This is a genomic window from Thauera sp. 27 (assembly GCF_000310125.2).
Taxonomy (GTDB): Bacteria; Pseudomonadota; Gammaproteobacteria; order Burkholderiales; family Rhodocyclaceae; genus Thauera; species Thauera mechernichensis.
Genome location: NZ_AMXB01000014.1, coordinates 16,018 through 32,407, shown reverse-complemented (window position 1 = coordinate 32,407; position 16,390 = coordinate 16,018). Strand labels below are relative to the sequence as shown.

13 protein-coding genes and 1 pseudogene are annotated in these 16,390 nt (G+C 64.8%); 8 read left to right on the top strand and 6 right to left on the bottom strand.

Features of this window, described 5'->3' with window-relative positions:
• Nucleotides 1-5: 5 nt before the first annotated feature.
• The 6 genes and pseudogenes from B447_RS09495 to ampC all read left to right on the top strand — a co-directional run bounded on the left by B447_RS09495 (nt 6) and on the right by ampC (nt 7,120).
• Nucleotides 6-1,631, top strand: a complete 1,626-nt coding sequence (locus B447_RS09495) for a DUF1302 domain-containing protein (protein WP_002939072.1) — start codon at nt 6-8, stop codon at nt 1,629-1,631.
• A 208-nt stretch (nt 1,632-1,839) separates the two neighbouring features.
• Nucleotides 1,840-2,178 (top strand): zinc ribbon domain-containing protein YjdM, encoded by a 339-nt coding sequence (locus tag B447_RS09490; RefSeq protein ID WP_002939069.1) that lies wholly within the window; start codon nt 1,840-1,842, stop codon nt 2,176-2,178.
• A 604-nt stretch (nt 2,179-2,782) separates the two neighbouring features.
• The gene (locus B447_RS09485; RefSeq protein ID WP_002939066.1) at nt 2,783-3,631 is read left to right on the top strand and encodes a tyrosine-type recombinase/integrase; all 849 of its coding nucleotides are present in this window, start codon (nt 2,783-2,785) and stop codon (nt 3,629-3,631) included.
• Nucleotides 3,632-3,687: 56 nt separating this feature from the next.
• Nucleotides 3,688-4,578 (top strand): annotated as a pseudogene (locus tag B447_RS09480) (IS91 family transposase); the annotation flags it as partial.
• Between the two features lie 350 nt (nt 4,579-4,928).
• A complete protein-coding gene (locus B447_RS09475; RefSeq protein WP_002939063.1) occupies nt 4,929-5,576 on the top strand; it encodes a hypothetical protein in 648 nt (215 codons plus the stop codon).
• Between the two features lie 380 nt (nt 5,577-5,956).
• Nucleotides 5,957-7,120, top strand: a complete 1,164-nt coding sequence (gene ampC, locus B447_RS09470; protein WP_037982619.1) for a class C beta-lactamase — start codon at nt 5,957-5,959, stop codon at nt 7,118-7,120.
• A gap of 210 nt (nt 7,121-7,330) precedes the next feature.
• On the opposite strand, the gene B447_RS09465 is transcribed toward ampC, so the two are convergent.
• On the bottom strand, nt 7,331-7,894 hold the full coding sequence (locus B447_RS09465; protein WP_002939059.1) for a MarR family winged helix-turn-helix transcriptional regulator: 564 nt from the start codon (nt 7,892-7,894) through the stop codon (nt 7,331-7,333).
• Nucleotides 7,895-8,004: 110 nt separating this feature from the next.
• Between B447_RS09465 and B447_RS09460 the strand changes: the two genes are divergently transcribed.
• Together B447_RS09460 and B447_RS09455 are read left to right on the top strand one after the other, a co-directional pair.
• A complete protein-coding gene (locus B447_RS09460; RefSeq protein WP_002939057.1) occupies nt 8,005-8,238 on the top strand; it encodes a thioredoxin family protein in 234 nt (77 codons plus the stop codon).
• 12 nt (nt 8,239-8,250) lie between these two features.
• Nucleotides 8,251-8,727 carry a cytochrome P460 family protein gene (locus B447_RS09455; protein ID WP_002939055.1) on the top strand — a complete coding sequence of 159 codons (477 nt, stop codon included), beginning with the start codon at nt 8,251-8,253 and terminating at the stop codon, nt 8,725-8,727.
• A gap of 161 nt (nt 8,728-8,888) precedes the next feature.
• Here B447_RS09455 and B447_RS09450 read toward each other — a convergent pair whose 3' ends face one another.
• From B447_RS09450 to B447_RS09430, 5 genes are all read right to left on the bottom strand, one after another.
• A complete protein-coding gene (locus tag B447_RS09450; protein ID WP_002939054.1) occupies nt 8,889-10,511 on the bottom strand; it encodes an AMP-binding protein in 1,623 nt (540 codons plus the stop codon).
• Between the two features lie 70 nt (nt 10,512-10,581).
• Nucleotides 10,582-11,754: a CaiB/BaiF CoA transferase family protein gene (locus B447_RS09445; RefSeq protein WP_002939051.1), complete on the bottom strand. Its 1,173-nt coding sequence runs from the start codon at nt 11,752-11,754 to the stop codon at nt 10,582-10,584.
• Nucleotides 11,755-11,779: 25 nt separating this feature from the next.
• On the bottom strand, nt 11,780-13,009 hold the full coding sequence (locus B447_RS09440) for an acyl-CoA dehydrogenase family protein (protein WP_002939050.1): 1,230 nt from the start codon (nt 13,007-13,009) through the stop codon (nt 11,780-11,782).
• A gap of 15 nt (nt 13,010-13,024) precedes the next feature.
• Nucleotides 13,025-14,113, bottom strand: coding sequence for an acyl-CoA dehydrogenase family protein (locus tag B447_RS09435; protein ID WP_002939049.1), 1,089 nt, complete (start codon nt 14,111-14,113; stop codon nt 13,025-13,027).
• Nucleotides 14,114-14,188: 75 nt separating this feature from the next.
• Nucleotides 14,189-16,372 (bottom strand): 3-hydroxyacyl-CoA dehydrogenase NAD-binding domain-containing protein, encoded by a 2,184-nt coding sequence (locus B447_RS09430; RefSeq protein ID WP_002939045.1) that lies wholly within the window; start codon nt 16,370-16,372, stop codon nt 14,189-14,191.
• Between the last annotated feature and the right edge of the window lie 18 nt (nt 16,373-16,390).

The following is a 16,390-nucleotide window of genomic DNA, read 5'->3' as shown; positions in this document are numbered from 1 at the left end:
GCAGCATGAAACTGCACAAGAAGATGAAGCCGGTCGCGCTCGCCGTGATCGGGATGGGTGTGATGGCACCGGCTTTTGCCGGCAAGGCGATCGAATTCGACAACGGCATGGTCCTTGACTGGCGGGTGAACACCACCTACACGATGTCGACCCGGCTTGAGTCGCGCGATCCCCTGCTTGCCTCGGAGGCGACCAACGCCAACGGCAATGATGGCAACAACAATTTCGGTCGTGGCGATCTGACGGCAAATCGCCTGGGTCTGCTGCTCGATGCACACCTGAAGAAGGGCAATTCGGGTTTCGTGCTGTCGGCCAGCACCTTCTACGACGATGTCTATCATCGCTCGAATGACAATTCGTCGCTGACCGCACCGAACAAGCTTTCCGGCCCTGCGGACGAATTCAGCAGCGCTACCAAGCGCTACCATGGCGGCTACAGCCGTCTGCTCGATGCCTATGGCTACACCTCTTTCGGTGTCGGCGAGCAGGGTAGGGCGACGGTCCGTCTCGGCAAGCACGTGGTGTCCTGGGGCGAGGCGCTGTTCTTCCCCGGCATCTCCCTGGCGCAAGGTCCGGCCGACGGTACCAAGACGGGCGTTCCCGGTACCGAAGTCAAGGACCAACTGCTGCCCGAGGACCAGTTCTCGATCCAGTACGAAGTCAATGACAAGTGGTCGCTGCTGGGGCATGTCCAGTACAACTGGCATGAGACCATCGCTCCGGCGGTCGGCTCGTTCCTGAGCACGAGCGACATCACTGGCCCGGGGGCTCAGTGCCTCAAGGTCAGCGGCTTCTGTGCAGTGCGCCGCGCGGCTGACGATCGACCGGGCAAGACTGGGCAGTGGGGCATCGGTACCCGCTATCGCGTGACGGATGAGACTGAGGTGGGGCTCTACTACCTCAACTATCACGACCGCACCCCGAATGTGGACACGAACTTCATCAGCGGCCCGTCCTACCAGATTCGCTACCAGGAGGACGTCAAGCTTGTCGGTGCGACCCTGAGCACCACCTTCGGGGTTGCCACGCTCGGTATGGAGGTGTCCTACAAGATGGATGCCCCGGCCCTCGTGAAGACAGCGCTTTCGGGTAACGTGATTCCCACCTCGACCACGGCCGACATTCTTCAGACCAACATCAATACCTTCATCAACCTTGGCCGTACGTGGATCGCTCCTCAGTCGCAACTGCTGGCTGAAGTGTCCTATGTTGACGTGCGCAACCCGGTTGCCCGACGCGTCCCTGGCGCGAGCGCCCTGCCCGGAGCGTTTGTCGATTTCTTGGCGCCCGAGAACAAGGACCTGTTCTTCGGCAGTCACGGCATGGCCTTCCAGGCGATGCTGATTTCGAGCTACCCGGGCATCATCGAGAACTGGGAGCTGGGCACCAACGTTGCTTATGCTCGCCAGATCCAGGGGCGGACTTTGCTCGGTGGCGTGGGCGGCGAGGGTGATCATCGGTTGAGTGTCGGCGCAACGATGACCTACAAGCGCAACTTCCAGGTCGGCCTGACCTATCTCGGCTACTTGGGCGACGCCAACCTGGGCCGTCTCGGCATCGAGAGGCCGAAGAACTTCCGCGGCCTGACCGACCGCGACCAGCTCTCGCTCACGATGAAGTATTCGTTCTGACCAGCGACTGTCGTCCTCAGTGCCCGCCGGTGCATCTTGCCCGGCGGGCATTTTTCGTTGACCCGGCGCGATGGCGGGCCATGCCACTGCTGAAAGGGCGCTGCCCGTCATGACCGGACCGTCAGGCAGTTCTCGCTCGGCGGCCATAGCAAGTACCATCCTGTCCCTTGCCAACGCTTGATATCGCATTCCTGCCTGAGACAGCTATATGAATTCCCTCCCCAAGTGCCCCCAATGCGGTTCCGAATACACCTATGAAGACGGTGAGGTGTTCGTCTGCCCCGAGTGCGCGCACGAGTGGCCCAAGGTGGCGGCTAGCGCGGCGGAGGAAGTGCGCGTCGTTCGCGATGCCGTCGGCAACATTCTCCAGGACGGCGACAGCGTCACCGTCATCAAGGATCTGAAGGTCAAGGGCTCGTCGACGGTGGTGAAGGTCGGCACCAAGGTCAAGAGCATTCGGCTCGTCGACGGCGATCACGACATCGACTGCAAGATCGACGGCATCGGCGCGATGGGGCTGAAGTCCGAGTTTGTAAAGAAGGCCTGATGGGCCTCGAACCAGCGACCGCCGTGCGCAAGGTACGGGATAGGTCGCTGGCTTCAGCGTCAGTGCGCGAGGCGGCGACGCCGACGGCAGGGACGCTGCTATCAGCAAGCGAGCTTGGTTGATCGCATTGCCCCTGTCGGCGTCGACACCGCCTCGGAAGGCTTCGGTGCAGGACCAGACTGAGGGCTCAGTTCGGTCATCAACGGCCGTTGGAGATCCGGCCAGGATTTCCCTCGCTGGACCGCCTTGGCTCGACTCGGCCAGAAGCGGCCGGTCATCAATCGATCCGGATAGCAGTCGTCGGGGCGGGAGGGTATGCTAAACGCTTCTACCCGGAGTCGATCAGATCATCCACCATGCCGGCTGCTGCTTTTCCTGCGTTGTTATCTTGCCTTGCGCGAGATTTCTTTTTCTAAACAGGCGGTTGTAGAACATGTTATCCGGCATCCTGATGTTATGCCGCAGAACTGTCGCCAGAAAACAAAGTTGAACTAAACCGCTGACGCGGTGGACGCGAACCCAAGCGCCACCGCGTTTTTCATGACGTCAGCGCCGCCGACCTACCTTGAAACCGGGGATGTCCCCGCGTTCAAGGAGAAGTGTCATGAGCCCCTTACGTCAGCAGATGATCGACGCGATGGTGCTGCGCGGATTGGCACGGCGCACGCAGCAGGCCTACCTGTCGGTGGTGGCGCAGTTGGCCGCGTACTACCACTGCAGCCCCGACCGGCTCGATGGCGCGCAAGTCAAGGCCTGGCTGCTGCACCGGATCACCGAGCGGCACCTGGCCTACACGACCGTGAACCAGGCCGTGTGCGCCCTGAAGTTCTTCTTCGACATCGTGCTGGGCCGCAGGGCCGAGGCCATCACGATTCCCTACGCACACACGCCGCAACGTCAGCCGGAGATCCTCTCGCGCGAGGAACTGGCACGCCTGTTCGAGGCGGCCGCCAATCTGCGCACGCGCACGCTGTTGATGACGGCCTACGCGGCCGGACTGCGGGTGTCCGAGGTGTGCGCACTGCGCATCGCCGACATCGACAGCGCACCGGATCGCATGTGCATCCGGGTGGTGGCAGGCAAGGGCGGCAAGGATCGCTACACGCTGCTCAGCCCGAGCCTGCTCGAAGCGCTGCGCGTCTATTGGCGCATCTGCAAACCCCGCGTCTGGCTGTTCCCTCGCGCCACCGACGCCGCCCAGCCGTTCGACATCAGCAGTGCGCAACGTGCGTACTACCGTGCCCGCGACCGGGCCGGCATCACCAAGACGGGCGGCATCCACACGCTGCGCCACGCCTTCGCCACCCATCTGCTGGAGGCCGGCGTCGATCTGGCCACGCTCGCGAAGCTCCTGGGCCACGGCCACCTGTCGACCACGCAGCGCTACCTGCATCTGGCGCGTCCGGGTTCAATCCCCCACGACAGCCCGCTCGATCTGCTGCGCCGGCTCTGAGGCCGAGCGGCCATGGACCGACCCACGCTGGCCGGCATCCTGCGTGAGCACGGCAGCCCCACGCGCTCAATCCACTGGCAATCCAGCACCCACGCTGGCTCTACGGCGCGTTGTTCGACAGTGCGGCGGCGACCTTGCTCGAGCTCGCCGCCCACCCGCGCTGGCTGGGCGCCGTGCCTGGCTTCAGCCTCGTGCTCCACACCTGGAGTCAGGACCTGCGCATGCACCTGCATGTGCACGCCCTCATCACCTGTGGCGGGCTCGACGCCGAGGGCAGATGGCGCACACCGGTGCGCGGCACGCGCTTCCTGTTTCCCGTCCAGGCCGCCTCGAAGGTGTTTCGGGGCAAGTTTCTCGCGCGGCTCGACGCGGCCCACCGCAGCGGCGAACTGGCCGACGATCCGAGCGCTGCGCCGGGTGCATGGCAAGCCCGGCGCCGTGCGCTGCTCGCGCACGACTGGGTGGTCTACGCCAAGCCGCCGCCAGGTGGGCCCGCCCAGGTGCTCGACTACCTTGCCCGCTACACGCACCGCGTGGCGCTCTCGAACGACCGCCTGCTCGGCTGCGATGCGGGCCAGGTTCGCCTTCGGGTGCGCGACAACGAAACCGGCGGTAAACGCACGGTGAGCATGCCGACCGACACCTTCATCGGACGCTTCCTGCACCACGTGCTGCCGGCAGGCTTCAAGCGTCTGCGCCACTACGGGCTGCTCGCCTGCGGCCATAAGCGGGCCCGGCTTGCCGCCGCCCGTTTGGCACTCCAGACACCGGCAGCACAAGCAGTCGCTATCGAAGCGGCCGAGGACTTCCTCGCCCGCGTCAGTGGGGAAGATCCGCGATGCTGCCCGCACTGCAGGGTCGGGCGTTGGCACACGGTCGAGATCGTCATGGCTCGCCGGTACGATCCGCCTGCGCCGGCGCCGCGCTGTCGGGATGGGCCGCCATGAACACTCACGCGCCCCCATCTCAATCCTCGCTGATGCGGCGCTCGCACCGGCAGGCCGTGGCACGTTCCCGGACTGGCGAACGCGACCGACATCACCCGCCCGACGCACGGTCGGCACTCGACTGCGGCCGATTACGGCGATGGCCGCGAGCGCTGAGCCGGGAGCAGCGACCCGCTGATGCCAGGGCCCTGTCGCGCTCTATCCAATGTGGATGAGCCGCGCGTAGAATCCCCAGTATCACCGCCAGAGCGGCGGTTCAGTTCAACAAGGCTTATCCCTCGCGGCAGGCGCCCGCGCACTGAACGGCGCTTGCGGCGCGAGGGATAAACCCTATTCGTTAGGCTCTACGAATGCAATCCGCCGCCGAATACCTACTCCGCACAGAGAGCGCCGTACGCATACTGTTTTCGGGTATTGACTCCTATCTCAGCATCCTCCGAAAGGTGACGGGAATCACTTTCGTCACGAGCGAGCCCTATGGCCCAAAGCAGGACGTCGAATTCGCAGTCTGGCAAACTGAGAATGCTGATCGCTTGGCAACCGCAAGAGCCGCTGAACAAGAGTTCATGGCAGAGTCGTTTGCTCTGGACACCCTTTGCGGCTCAGTTCTACAAGTAGCCGAGAAAGCATTGGAACTCTATGGCTCCAACGATGAGGTGCCTTCAGGCCTTCCGCCTACTGTGAAGACCCAGCATGCCAAGTTCTGCATTGGCAGAGTGGTCAGAACTGTTCCACTTGGTCTAATCATCTACGCAGCACGGAATCAACATGCACACTTCAATGATGACGCGCTGCGCGAACCGAGCTCATCGGTGTTCCGTCTTTTGGCAACGGCGCATGGCTACAGCAAAGGCGAAGTAATCATCGACCCGGCGTTTGACTTAAGCAATCAAGGCCTACTGAGCTTTGCAAGCAACGTTACGTCATTGATCGGATGGCGATCCTATGAGCAGTACGCCAGTGATATGCACGCAATGCTTCAATCCGAGTTCACATAGAAAGTACACAGCCATGCAGCGAGCCAACACTCAATCATCTGCCACCAGCCTAACTAATTGGTCAAGCCGACGCCCACAAGCTCTGCTTGTGGGTGCCCTCCGTGCTTCGCACTCCGGCGCGGCTTACCGCGAGCGTTAAACGACAGCTCTAAGAAAAGCTCTCTGGCGGCTTTGGATCGGGTCGAGACGCTCGGGGGTGGTGGGCCGGGTCGCATCACTGGTGAAGGTCTCAGCCCGGCCAGAAGCAGTCACTCATCGCTCCGCGATGCCGAGCCAATTTGCTATCAGATTCTTTAGAATCCCTAGCTCGTAGCGCTACAGCACTCAATTGCATCGCAACTGCCAGCGTTGGCTTTCCTCCTTCAATCGTAAGGTAAAAATTGAAAAACCGTCTGTTTACTGTCCTTCTGACAGCCGCTGTCTTTGGTCTTGGCTCGGCTGTCAATGCTGCTGAGATTTCCCGTGCTGAAGCAATGAAAGCCATCTCTGCAGTCGTGCTGCCTGCCATGGAAAAGAACCAGATTCCTGGTATGGCGGTGGCATTGGTCTTGGGGGAGAAGACGTATGTCTTTAACTATGGCGTGTCAGATGTTGAGAAACAAACACCAGTAACTGACGAGACGATTTTTGAGATTGGCTCTATCAGCAAGACCTTCACAGCCACACTGGCGATGCACGCAGAAGCCACTGGGAAGCTGAAGCTGACCGATACCGCAGCAAGATACTTACCGGAGTTGGCTGGCACGGACTTCGGCAACTTGCAGCTTTTCCATCTTGGAACGCACACCCTTGGCGGCATTCCTCTGCAGGTGCCTGATGAGGTCCAAACTCGGGAGCAGCTTCTGGAATACTTCCGCACCTGGAAGCCTGCATTCAGAGCCGGCACGATGCGTACTTATGCAAACCCGAGCATCGGTGCTCTAGGGTGGATCACGGCGAAAAGTCTGGGTCAAGATTTCAGCACCGCCATGACTCAAGCCATTTTCCAGCCCCTTGGTCTCACGAGCACTTATCTGAGCGTCCCTGCACAGAAGATGTCCAGCTACGCTTGGGGCTACAACAAGGATAAGAAGCCTGTGCGTGTCAATCCAGGTATGTTGGACAGTGAAGCCTACGGCATCAAAACCACGGCTTCCGACCTGAGTGCCTTTTTGAAGGCCAACATGGGCATGTTGCCCTTGGATAGCATGCTGCAAGCGGCTTTAAACAATACCCGCAAGCGCTATTTCAGCGTAGGCCAGATGACTCAAGGCCTCATCTGGGAGGAATATGCAATGCCTGTTGACTTGCCTACGCTGCAAGAAGGCAATGCTCCCAAGATTATCCTGAATCCGACCCCAGTAAGCGCCAAGGTTCCTGCAGCCACACCTGACAGCAATGTGTGGGTTAACAAGACTGGTGCCACCAACGGCTTCGGTGCTTACGTTGCGTTTGTGCCTGAAGAGCGCTTTGGGGTTGTGTTGCTGGCCAATAAGAACTACCCCAATGCCGAAAGGGTAGAAATTGCTCACAAGATCTATAGCAATCTAACCGGAAAGCAATGACAGCCCAGGTCCGCAGGACTCGTTGGCGAGCGGCAGTTTGCGGGAAGCGAACCTCAAACGGCGGCTTTCCTCCGACGAGTCGGGTGAGGTGTCGGTCGCAACCCGACCCACAAGGGACAGATGACCTGTTCATCACCATTGGCGGCTGAGCAATTGGAAACCTGCTGCGCGAGATCTTAGGGTAGCTGTTGAGCTGGGACAGCCATGTAATCAAACGCACTTCGGTGTTGCTGCTGTCCATTCACGACAGATGCGAATGGTCTGCTCGGTGGCGAGCGGCTCGCGAGTGAGTCCGCAGCGTGCGCCACCTTCCTCTTTCAGAAAGTGAGCGCATTGATGGCATAGGCCGAAGGCACGCTGTCCATTCACGCGCTGCATGGCTGAAAGCAGTTTGCGCAGCGTGCTCTCGAGTGCATCGGCCTCACCCGTTCGTTCGCAGAGCAACTGCTCCACACGCTCTACCCAACTATCCCTCAAGACAGACTCGCTTGCGGGGGTCAATTTCAGGTGCACGCGCTTGCCGTGTCGCGCGTCCGGCTCCTTGGTCAGCAATCCCTTGCGTTCAAGCACCGCGAGCGTCTGCGAGACCGTCCCGCGGGTGATGCCGAAATACTCCGCAATGGCGATGGGCAGGTCGCTGTAGCGGTTGGCCAGCCTGAGGTAGTGCAAGACCTGAATGTGGATCGGCAGCAGGCCGTGGCGCGTCGCTTCGTCGCGGACGGACTGCTGCACGAGTGCCCCCAGGCGCTCGAGCAGGAGAGAGGTCTGATTCATGCTTGTAATGTATCGCCTCGACGCATTTCTTGACAAGCAGGATGTGGTCACTCTAATCTGCATTATGCATCGCCTCGATGCATGTGACCGATAGCCCTGAGGAGTCAATCATGAGCGAAGCCGTGTTCTTCCATGCTGGTTGTCCAGTGTGTGTATCCGCCGAGCAGCACTTCATTCAGGCGCTCGATCCGGCGCGATACGCGGTAGAGGTCGTTGATCTGGGCAAGCAGAAGAATCGTATTGCTCAGGCCGAGCGCTACGGCGTGGTGTCGGTGCCCGCGCTGGTCATCGATGGGCAGCCGTTCCACATCAACTTTGGCGCTGCGCTGGCCGATCTGAAATAGGAGGTATTCAAGATGAAACGCATCCTGAGCTTTCTATCTTCGATGGCGCTCGTTCTGCCGGCTATCTCGGCCGAACCGCTCGTGCCATACCCGGAGGAGTATCGCGGCTGGCATCACGTCAAGACGATGGTCATCGACGAAGGCCATCCGCTCTATGAGGCCTTCGGCGGCATCCATCACATTTACGCGAACCCGAAAGCCGTGGCCGGCTACCAGTCCGGGACGTTCCCGGATGGTGCCGTCATCGTGTTCGATCTTCTGGAAGCGATACCAGCCGACAATGCCGTCACGGAGGGGACGCGAAAGGTCGTCGGTGTGATGCACCGGGACGCGAGGAACTATGCGGCGACAGGCGGTTGGGGGTTCGAGGGTTTTGGCGGTGGCGACCGAGCAAATCGGGTCGTGGGGGGCAATGCAGCCAGCGCCTGCTTCGCTTGCCATGAGCCGCAGAAGGACCACGACTACGTGTTCAGTCGCCTACGGGATTGAAATCCCATGTAGATGAAGGCTCCGATGGCGCCCCGGTGTCTGGCAGAGGTCTGGCGCGTACCGCACGGCCAGCGCGACATTCCCGCTGGATGCAGGGCCCTGACGCTTTCGCTGAAGCAATCTCCCGGCAGGCCCGCGCGCTGCCTGCCGGGAGTACGGCGTCAGGCGGTGGCGGGGGTGTCGAGCGCGCGCTGGGCGACTTCCTTGGCCCAGACGTAGTTCGCCTTGCCTGCGGCCGAGCGCATCACCTCGGGCACGGTCACGATCTCCTTGGGCACCTTGTAGCCGGCCAGGTGGGCGTGGCACAGGACCTTCAGCGCATCCAGGTCGAGCGACATTCCGGGCCGCACCGACACCACCGCGGTCACCTTCTGGCCCCAGCGCGGGTCGGGCAGGCCGACGACGACGGCGTCGAGGATCTGCGGGCTCATGCGCAGCGTCTCCTCCACCTCCTCCGGAAAGACTTTCTCGCCGCCGGTGTTGATGCAGTTGTTGCCGCGCCCGAAGACGATGATCGCACCGTCGTCGGCGAGCTTGGCGGCGTCGCCGGTGATCGCGTAGCGGGTGCCGTCGATGGTGACGAAGGTCTCGGCAGTCTTGACCGGGTCGCGGTAGTAGCCCAGGGGTAGGTAGCCGCTGCGGGCGAGGATGCCGGACTCGCCCGTAGCGGCGATGCGCTTGCCGTCGACGACGACCTTGAGGTCGGGGCGGGCGGCGATCTTGATCATGCCGCCCTCGATCGGCTTGGCGCCCATGCCGAGCTGGCCGCCCTCGGACGAGCCGATGCCGTCGCTGAAGTACACGTTGGCGGGCAGGAAGGGCTTGAGCGCCTCCTTGATGTGGGCCGACATTACGGCGCCGCCGTTGCCGAACAGGAACAGGGTGGACAGGTCCCAGCGCCCGGGGTGGGCCTTGAGGGCGTCGAGGATGGGCAGCGCCATGGCGTCGCCGACGAGGGTGATGCCGTTGAGCTTTTGTGTTGCGGCGATGTCGAGCACGTGCTCTGCATTGAAGTGGTGCTGGTCGTTGAGCACCACGGTATGGCCGGCGAACAGTGACACCATGGTTGCCCAGTGCGCAGCGCCGTGCATCAGCGGGGCGACCGGCATGAAGCGCATCGGATGCGCCTTGCGGATGCGGTCGGCGAGCTCTTCGGGGGTCTTGACCGGGCCGTCGGCGGGGGCGTAGAAGCCGCCGCCACCCAGGCTGCCGAAGAAGAGATCCTTGTGCGGCCACATCACGCCCTTGGGCTTGCCGGTGGTGCCGCCGGTGTAGAGCAGCGAGAGGTCGTCGTCGCTGCAGCGGATGCCCTGCAAGGCGCGGGTGTCTTCGAGCAGCGCGTTCTCGTAGGCGACGGCGCCGGCGAGCGCCGGCGTGCCGCCGCCGGTGCGCACCTTCACGGTCAGGCCCGGTGCGGCGTCGAGCACCTCGGTCACGGCGGGTTCGAGCTCGGCGCTGTAGAACAAGGCCTTGATGCCGGCGTTGTCGTAGATGTAGCGCAGCTCGTCGGCGACGTAGCGGTAGTTGATGTTGGCCGGTACTGCGCGCACACGGCAGGCGGCGAGGAAGGCCTCGAGGTACTCCGGCGAGTTGTACATCTGCAGGCCGACGACGTCGCCCTGGCCGATGCCCTGGGCGTGCAGCCAGGCGGCGAGCTGGTCAACGCGTTCGGCCATCTCGCGGTAGCTGTGGCGGTTGTCGCCGATGATGAGCGCGTCGCGCTCGGGTACGGTCTCGGCGGTGATCGCGAACAGGTCCGCGAGGCTGAAGCTGCGTGGATTCATGATGTCTCCGTCGTGTGGTTGTCGTGTGATCGTCCCGACTGGCATGACCATGCGCGGGACGGCGGCGGGTTCAGATCGCGCCGGCGGCCCTGAGCGCCGCGATGGCGTCCTCGCCGTGACCGAGCTCGCGCAGCACCGTCTCGTTGTGTTCGCCGACCGCGGGCGGCGGGCGGTCGAGCGAGAAGGCGTAATCGCTCATCTTCACCGGGAAGGCGAAGTAGGGTGCGCTGCCGCCGTCGGGCAGCGGCGTGTCCACCGTCATGGCGCGCGCGGCGGTGAGGGGGTGGGCGAGCACCTCGTCGATGCGCAGCACCGGGCTCACGCAGGCGTCCACGCCGGCCAGCGCTGCGGTCCATTCCGCCAGGGTGCGCGCCTTGATGATCTGTGCGACCTGGGTTTTCACCGCTGCGCCGGATTTGCCTGCCGCCCAGCCGCTCTTGCTCAGCTCCGGGCAACCGGCGGCGGCGCAGAAGGCCTGCCAGAATTTCGGTTCGAGCGCGCCGACCGCGAGATGACGGCCATCGGCGGTCTCGTAGGTGCCGTAGCAGGGCAGGCCGCCGGACAAGGTGTCGTGGCCGGCGGGAACCGGCTGCTTCCAGGTGTGCAGGCTGGCCAGCGGCTGGACGTTGAGCGCCATCGCGCAGTCGGTCATCGACACGTCGATGAAGCGGCCCTGGCCGCTGCGCTGGGCGTCGAAGAGGGCGGCGAGGACTGCCATCGCCGCCGACAGCGCGCCGCCGGCAAGGTCGGCGATCGGGAAGTTGCCCGGATGCGGCTTGCCGCTCGGTGCGGCGCTCTGTTCCAGGATGCCGGCGTAGCTCTGGTAGTTAATGTCGTGGCCGCCGAGCTCGGCGAGCGGGCCGTCCTGGCCGTAGCCGCTGATCGCGCAGTACACCAGCCTCGGGTTGATCGCCTTGAGGTCGTCATAGCCGATGCCGAGCCGGCGCATCACGCCGGGGCGGAAGCCCTCGACCACGACGTCGGCGTCCTTGGCCAACGAATGGATGATCTCGCGCGCGCCGTCGGCGCGCAGGTTGATCGCCAGCGAGCGCTTGTTGCGGTTCACCGCCAGGAAGAAGTGCGAGATCGGCGTGCCGGCCGGGCCACGCCCGGCTTCGCCGCCGGGCGGCTCGATCTTGATCACGTCGGCGCCCATGTCGGCCAGGTGCAGGGTGCACATCGGCCCGGGCAGGAGCTGGGTGAAGTCGAGCACCTTCACGCCGCTGAGGGGTTTGCTTGCCATCGTACGGTCTCCTCCGTGCGGCGCTTCAGGCGCTTTCCAGGTCGCGGAACGGGAGCTTGCGGTCGCTGCGGATCTCGCCGGGCAGGCCGAGCACGCGTTCTGCGATCACGTTCTTCAGGATCTCGTCGGTGCCGCCGGCGATGCGCGCACCGGGCGCGCCCAGCCACAGGCGCTGCATGTAGCGCCAATCCCCGCCGAGGGCCTCGAAGCCGAGCAGCCCCTCGGGGCCGGCGAGCTCGATCGCGAAGGCGGCGATGTCCTGCATCGCCTTGGCGGCGACCAGCTTGGTGATGGCCATTTCGGGGCCGGGCGCCTTGCCCTTCGAGATCGCGGTGAGGCCGCGGGCGATGACCAGCTCCACGCCTTTCTGCTGCAGGTAGGCGTCGGCAATGCGGGCGCGCACGCGGTCGTCCTCGATCGCCGGGCGCTCGTCCCATGCGCACTGCTGCGCCAGCGCTACGAGGTGGGCGTGGAGGTCGGTGGGCAGGTTGCCGCCGACCGACAGGCGCTCCTGCATCAGCGTGCTCAGCATCACCTTCCAGCCGCCGCATTCGGGGCCGAGGCGGTAGCTGTCGGGGATGCGCACGTCGGTGAAGAAGACCTCGTTGAACTCCGCGTCGCCCGACATCTGGTGGATGGGGCGCACTTCGACGCCGGGGGCCTTCATGTCGACGATGAACATGGTCAGGCCCTCCTGCTTGGGCTTGTCCCAGTCGGTACGGGTGAGCAGGATGCCGTAGTCGCAGAAGTGCGCGCCCGAGGTCCACACCTTCTGGCCGTTGATGATCCAGTCGTCGCCGTCGCGCACTGCGCGCGTGCGCACGCCGCCGGTGTCGGAGCCGGCGCCGGGCTCGGAGAAGAGCTGGCACCAGATCTCCTCGCCGGCGAGACCGGGACGCAGGAAGCGGGCCTTGAGCTCGGGTGCGGCCCAGGTCATCACCGTGGGCAGGCCCATGCCGATGCTGACCTCGAAGATCATGCCGGGCACTAGGTAGGCAGCTTCTTCCTGCTGGTAGATGACCTGCTGCATGGCCGTGCCGCCGCGGCCGCCGGCCGCCTTCGGCCAGGTGATCGCGGCATAGCCGGCGGCGGCCTTCTTCGCCTGCCAGGCCTTGGCGGCGGCGAGCTTGGCCGCATCGTCCAGGCCTTCGCCGAAGACCTCGTCGGGGCGGGTTCGCTTCTGGCCGTTGGCTTCCAGCCAGGCGCGCACTTCAGCGCGGAAGGCGGCTTCTTCGGGGGTGTCTCTGAAGTCCATGTGGGCGTGTTCCGCTTACGCGGCCTCCTTGATGAGTTCGTCGGCCAGGCGTGCACGCCAGGCGTGTTCGCTGCCGATGATCTGACCGAGATGACGGGCGCGGCGATAGTGGAGGTGGCAGTCCATCTCCCAGGTGAAGCCGATGCCGCCGTGCAGCTCGATGCCTTCCTCCGCGGCGACGGTGTAGGCGCGGGTGGCGGCCACGCGCGCGGCTGCGGCCGCCTTGGGCAGCTCGGGGGCGTCCGAGGACAGTGCCCAGGCGCCGTAGTAGGCGTGCACCCGGGCCAGCTCGATGGCGGTGTAGATCTCGGCCATCTTGTGCTTCATGGCCTGGAAGCTGCCGATCTGGCGGCCGAAGGCCTTGCGCTCGAGCGAGTAGTCGCGTGTCGCCTCGAGGATGCAGGTGGCGCCGCCGACCTGCTCGAAGGCGAGCAGCACCGCAGCGCCGTCGAGCACGCGGCTGGCGACGGCTGCGCCATTGGCGCCCGCCAGGCGTTCGGCCGGGGTGCGATCGAAACGGAGTTCGGCGAGCGGGCGGGTGGGGTCGAGCGAGGGCAGCGGGTTACGGCTGACGCCGGTTCCCGCGAGCTCGACCAGCACCAGCTCATCGCCGACGCGCAGCACCGCCAGCCCGGCGATGCCGCCGTCGACCAGCGCCGGGCTGGTGCCAGTGAGCGTTTGTCCGTCGAAGGCGAGCGGGGCGGCGGGGCGGTAGCGTTCGCGGCTGCCCAGTGCGGCGGTGGCGACCACGTCGCCGCTGGCGATCTTCGGCAGCCAGTGCTGCTTTTGCGCCTCGCTGCCGGCGCGTTGGATCGCTTCGGCGGCGAGGTAGACGCTCGAGGCCAGGGGGACGGCGGCGAGGTGGCGGCCGGCTTCCTCGGCGACCAGGCATAGCGCCAGGTAGCCGAGCCCGGCGCCGCCGTACTGCTCGGGGATCGCGGCGGCGGCCGCGCCCATTTCGATCAGGTTATGCCATACGGCCTCGGCATGGCTGGCCCGGCCCTCCAGTACCTCGCGTACCGCTTGCGAGGTGCTGGTCTCGGCCAGCATGGTGCGCACTGCGTCCTGCAGCAGGCGCTGGTCGTCGGAAAAGTCGAAATTCACGCAGAGACTCCTTGGGACTGCGCCGCCAGCTCCGGAGGAGGTGGCGGCGGGGTTCGTGGCGGTGAGGCGGGCGGGTCAGCGCACGGCTGCGGGCGGTGTGACGCGACGGGCGCCGTAGAAGGTCCTGCCCTCGGCCGCCATGTCGCGCAGCAGCTGCGGCGCCGCGTACTGCGCGCCGTAGCGCGCGGCGAGGCGGTCGCATTCGGCGACGACCTTGTCGATGCCGATCGTGTCCATCATCGAGAACGGGCCGCCGAGGTAGGCCGGGAAGCCGACGCCGAGGATGGAGCCGACGTCGCCGTCGGCGGGATCGATCAGCACGCCCTCTGCCATCGCCTTGGCGGCATCGACGAGCTGGGCATAGAGCATGCGTGCCTTCACCTCATCGACGGTCGGCTGCTCGGCGAGCGGCGGGAACAGTTCGGCGAGGCCCGGCCACAGCTTCTTGCTGCCGTCCGCGGCGTACTCGAAGAAGCCCTTGCCGTTCTTGCGCCCGTGGCGGCCGAGTTCGCCGACCAGCTTCTCGACCAGGCGGAAGGTGGGCGTCGGCTTGAAGGCGTCGCCCTCGTCCTTCTTGCGCTGCTGGCTGGCGTGGTAGGCGGTGTCCAGGCCGATCTCGTCGGAGACGGTGAGCGGGCCGACCGGGATGCCGGCCATCTTCGCCGCGTTCTCGATCAGCGCCGGATTCACGCCTTCGGTGACCATCGCCAGGCTCTCGTTGATGTAGGCGCCGATGAAGCGGCTGGTGAAGAAGCCCGGGCCGTCGTTGACCACGATCGGCGTCTTCTTCATCGCCTGCACGAGGTCGAGCGCGCGCGCCAGGGTCTCGGGCGAGGTCTTGCGGCCGCGGATGATCTCGACCAGCGGCATGCGCTCGACCGGTGAGAAGAAGTGCATGCCGATGAAGTTCTCCGGGTGGGCGCCGGCCTCGGCCAGCTCGCTGATCGGCAGCGCCGAGGTGTTGGAGGCGATCACCGCATGCGCCGGCAGTACGGCGTCGAGCTTGCGCGTGATCTCGGCCTTGATGCCGCGATCCTCGAACACCGCCTCCACCACCAGCTCCACGTCGGCCATCCCGGCGTAGTCGGTGGTGGGGTGGATGCGGGCGAGGATGGCGTCGGCCTTGTCCTGCGTCATGCGGCCCTTGGCGATGTCCTTCTCCAGGCGCTTGCTGGAGTAGGCCTTGCCCTTGTCGGCAGCGGCCTGGTCGCGGTCGATCAGCACCGTCTCGATGCCGAGCTTGGCGCAGTGGTAGGCGATGCCCGCGCCCATCAGGCCGGCGCCGACCACGCCGATCTTGCGGAAGGTCGTCTTCGGCACGCCTTCGGGGCGATGCATCAGCTTGTCCGCCTTGCCCTTGTTGATGAACAGGGTGCGGATCATGTTGCGTGACACCGGGTCGAGCTGGAGCAGGGTGAAGTACTTGGCCTCGACGTCCAGCGCCTTGTCCATCGGCAGCTGCGGGCCTTCGTACAGGCAGGACAGGATGGCCTTGGGGGCGGGCAGGTTGTGGAAGGTCTTGGCCTGCAGCATGGCGTTGCTCACCACCAGCATCTGCGCCACGGCGGGCGAGGAGGGGCCGGCGCCGCCGGGGATCCTGAAGCCCTTCTTGTCCCACGGCTGCACCGGGTCGCCTTCCTCGACGAGCCAGCGCTTCGCCTCGGCGAGCAGCTGGTCGGCGGGCACGACCTTATGCACCAGCCCCATCTTCAGTGCCTTCTCGGCCGACAGCGCCTGGCCTTCCATGACCACCGGCATCGCCGCCTGGATGCCGACCAGGCGCGAAACGCGCTGGGTGCCGCCGCCGCCGGGCAGCAGGCCGACCTGCACTTCGGGCAGGCCGAGCTGGATGCCCCTGGCGTCCGACACCACGCGGTAGTGACAGGCGAGCGCGATTTCGGTGCCGCCGCCCAGTGCCGTGCCGTTGATGGCGCAGGCCACCGGCTTGCCGCAGGTTTCCATGCGGCGCAGCAGCTTCGACAGCGAGGCGTTCATCTTCAGGCGCTCGGCCACTGGGGTGTCGTCCACCTTGTCCAGGTTGGCTTCCATGACCTTGAGGTCGGCGCCGGCGGCGAACACCGGTTTGCCCGAGGTGAAGATGGCGCCCTTGATGCTGTCGTCGGTGGCGAGGCGCTCGATCGCGGCGGCGATCTCGTCCATGAACTTCATGTCCATGGTGTTCATGTTGCTGTCGGTACGGTCGAAGAGCAGGGTGGCGATGCCGTCGGCGTCCACCGAGATGTGGATGACTTCAGTCATGACTGTCGATTCCTTGAT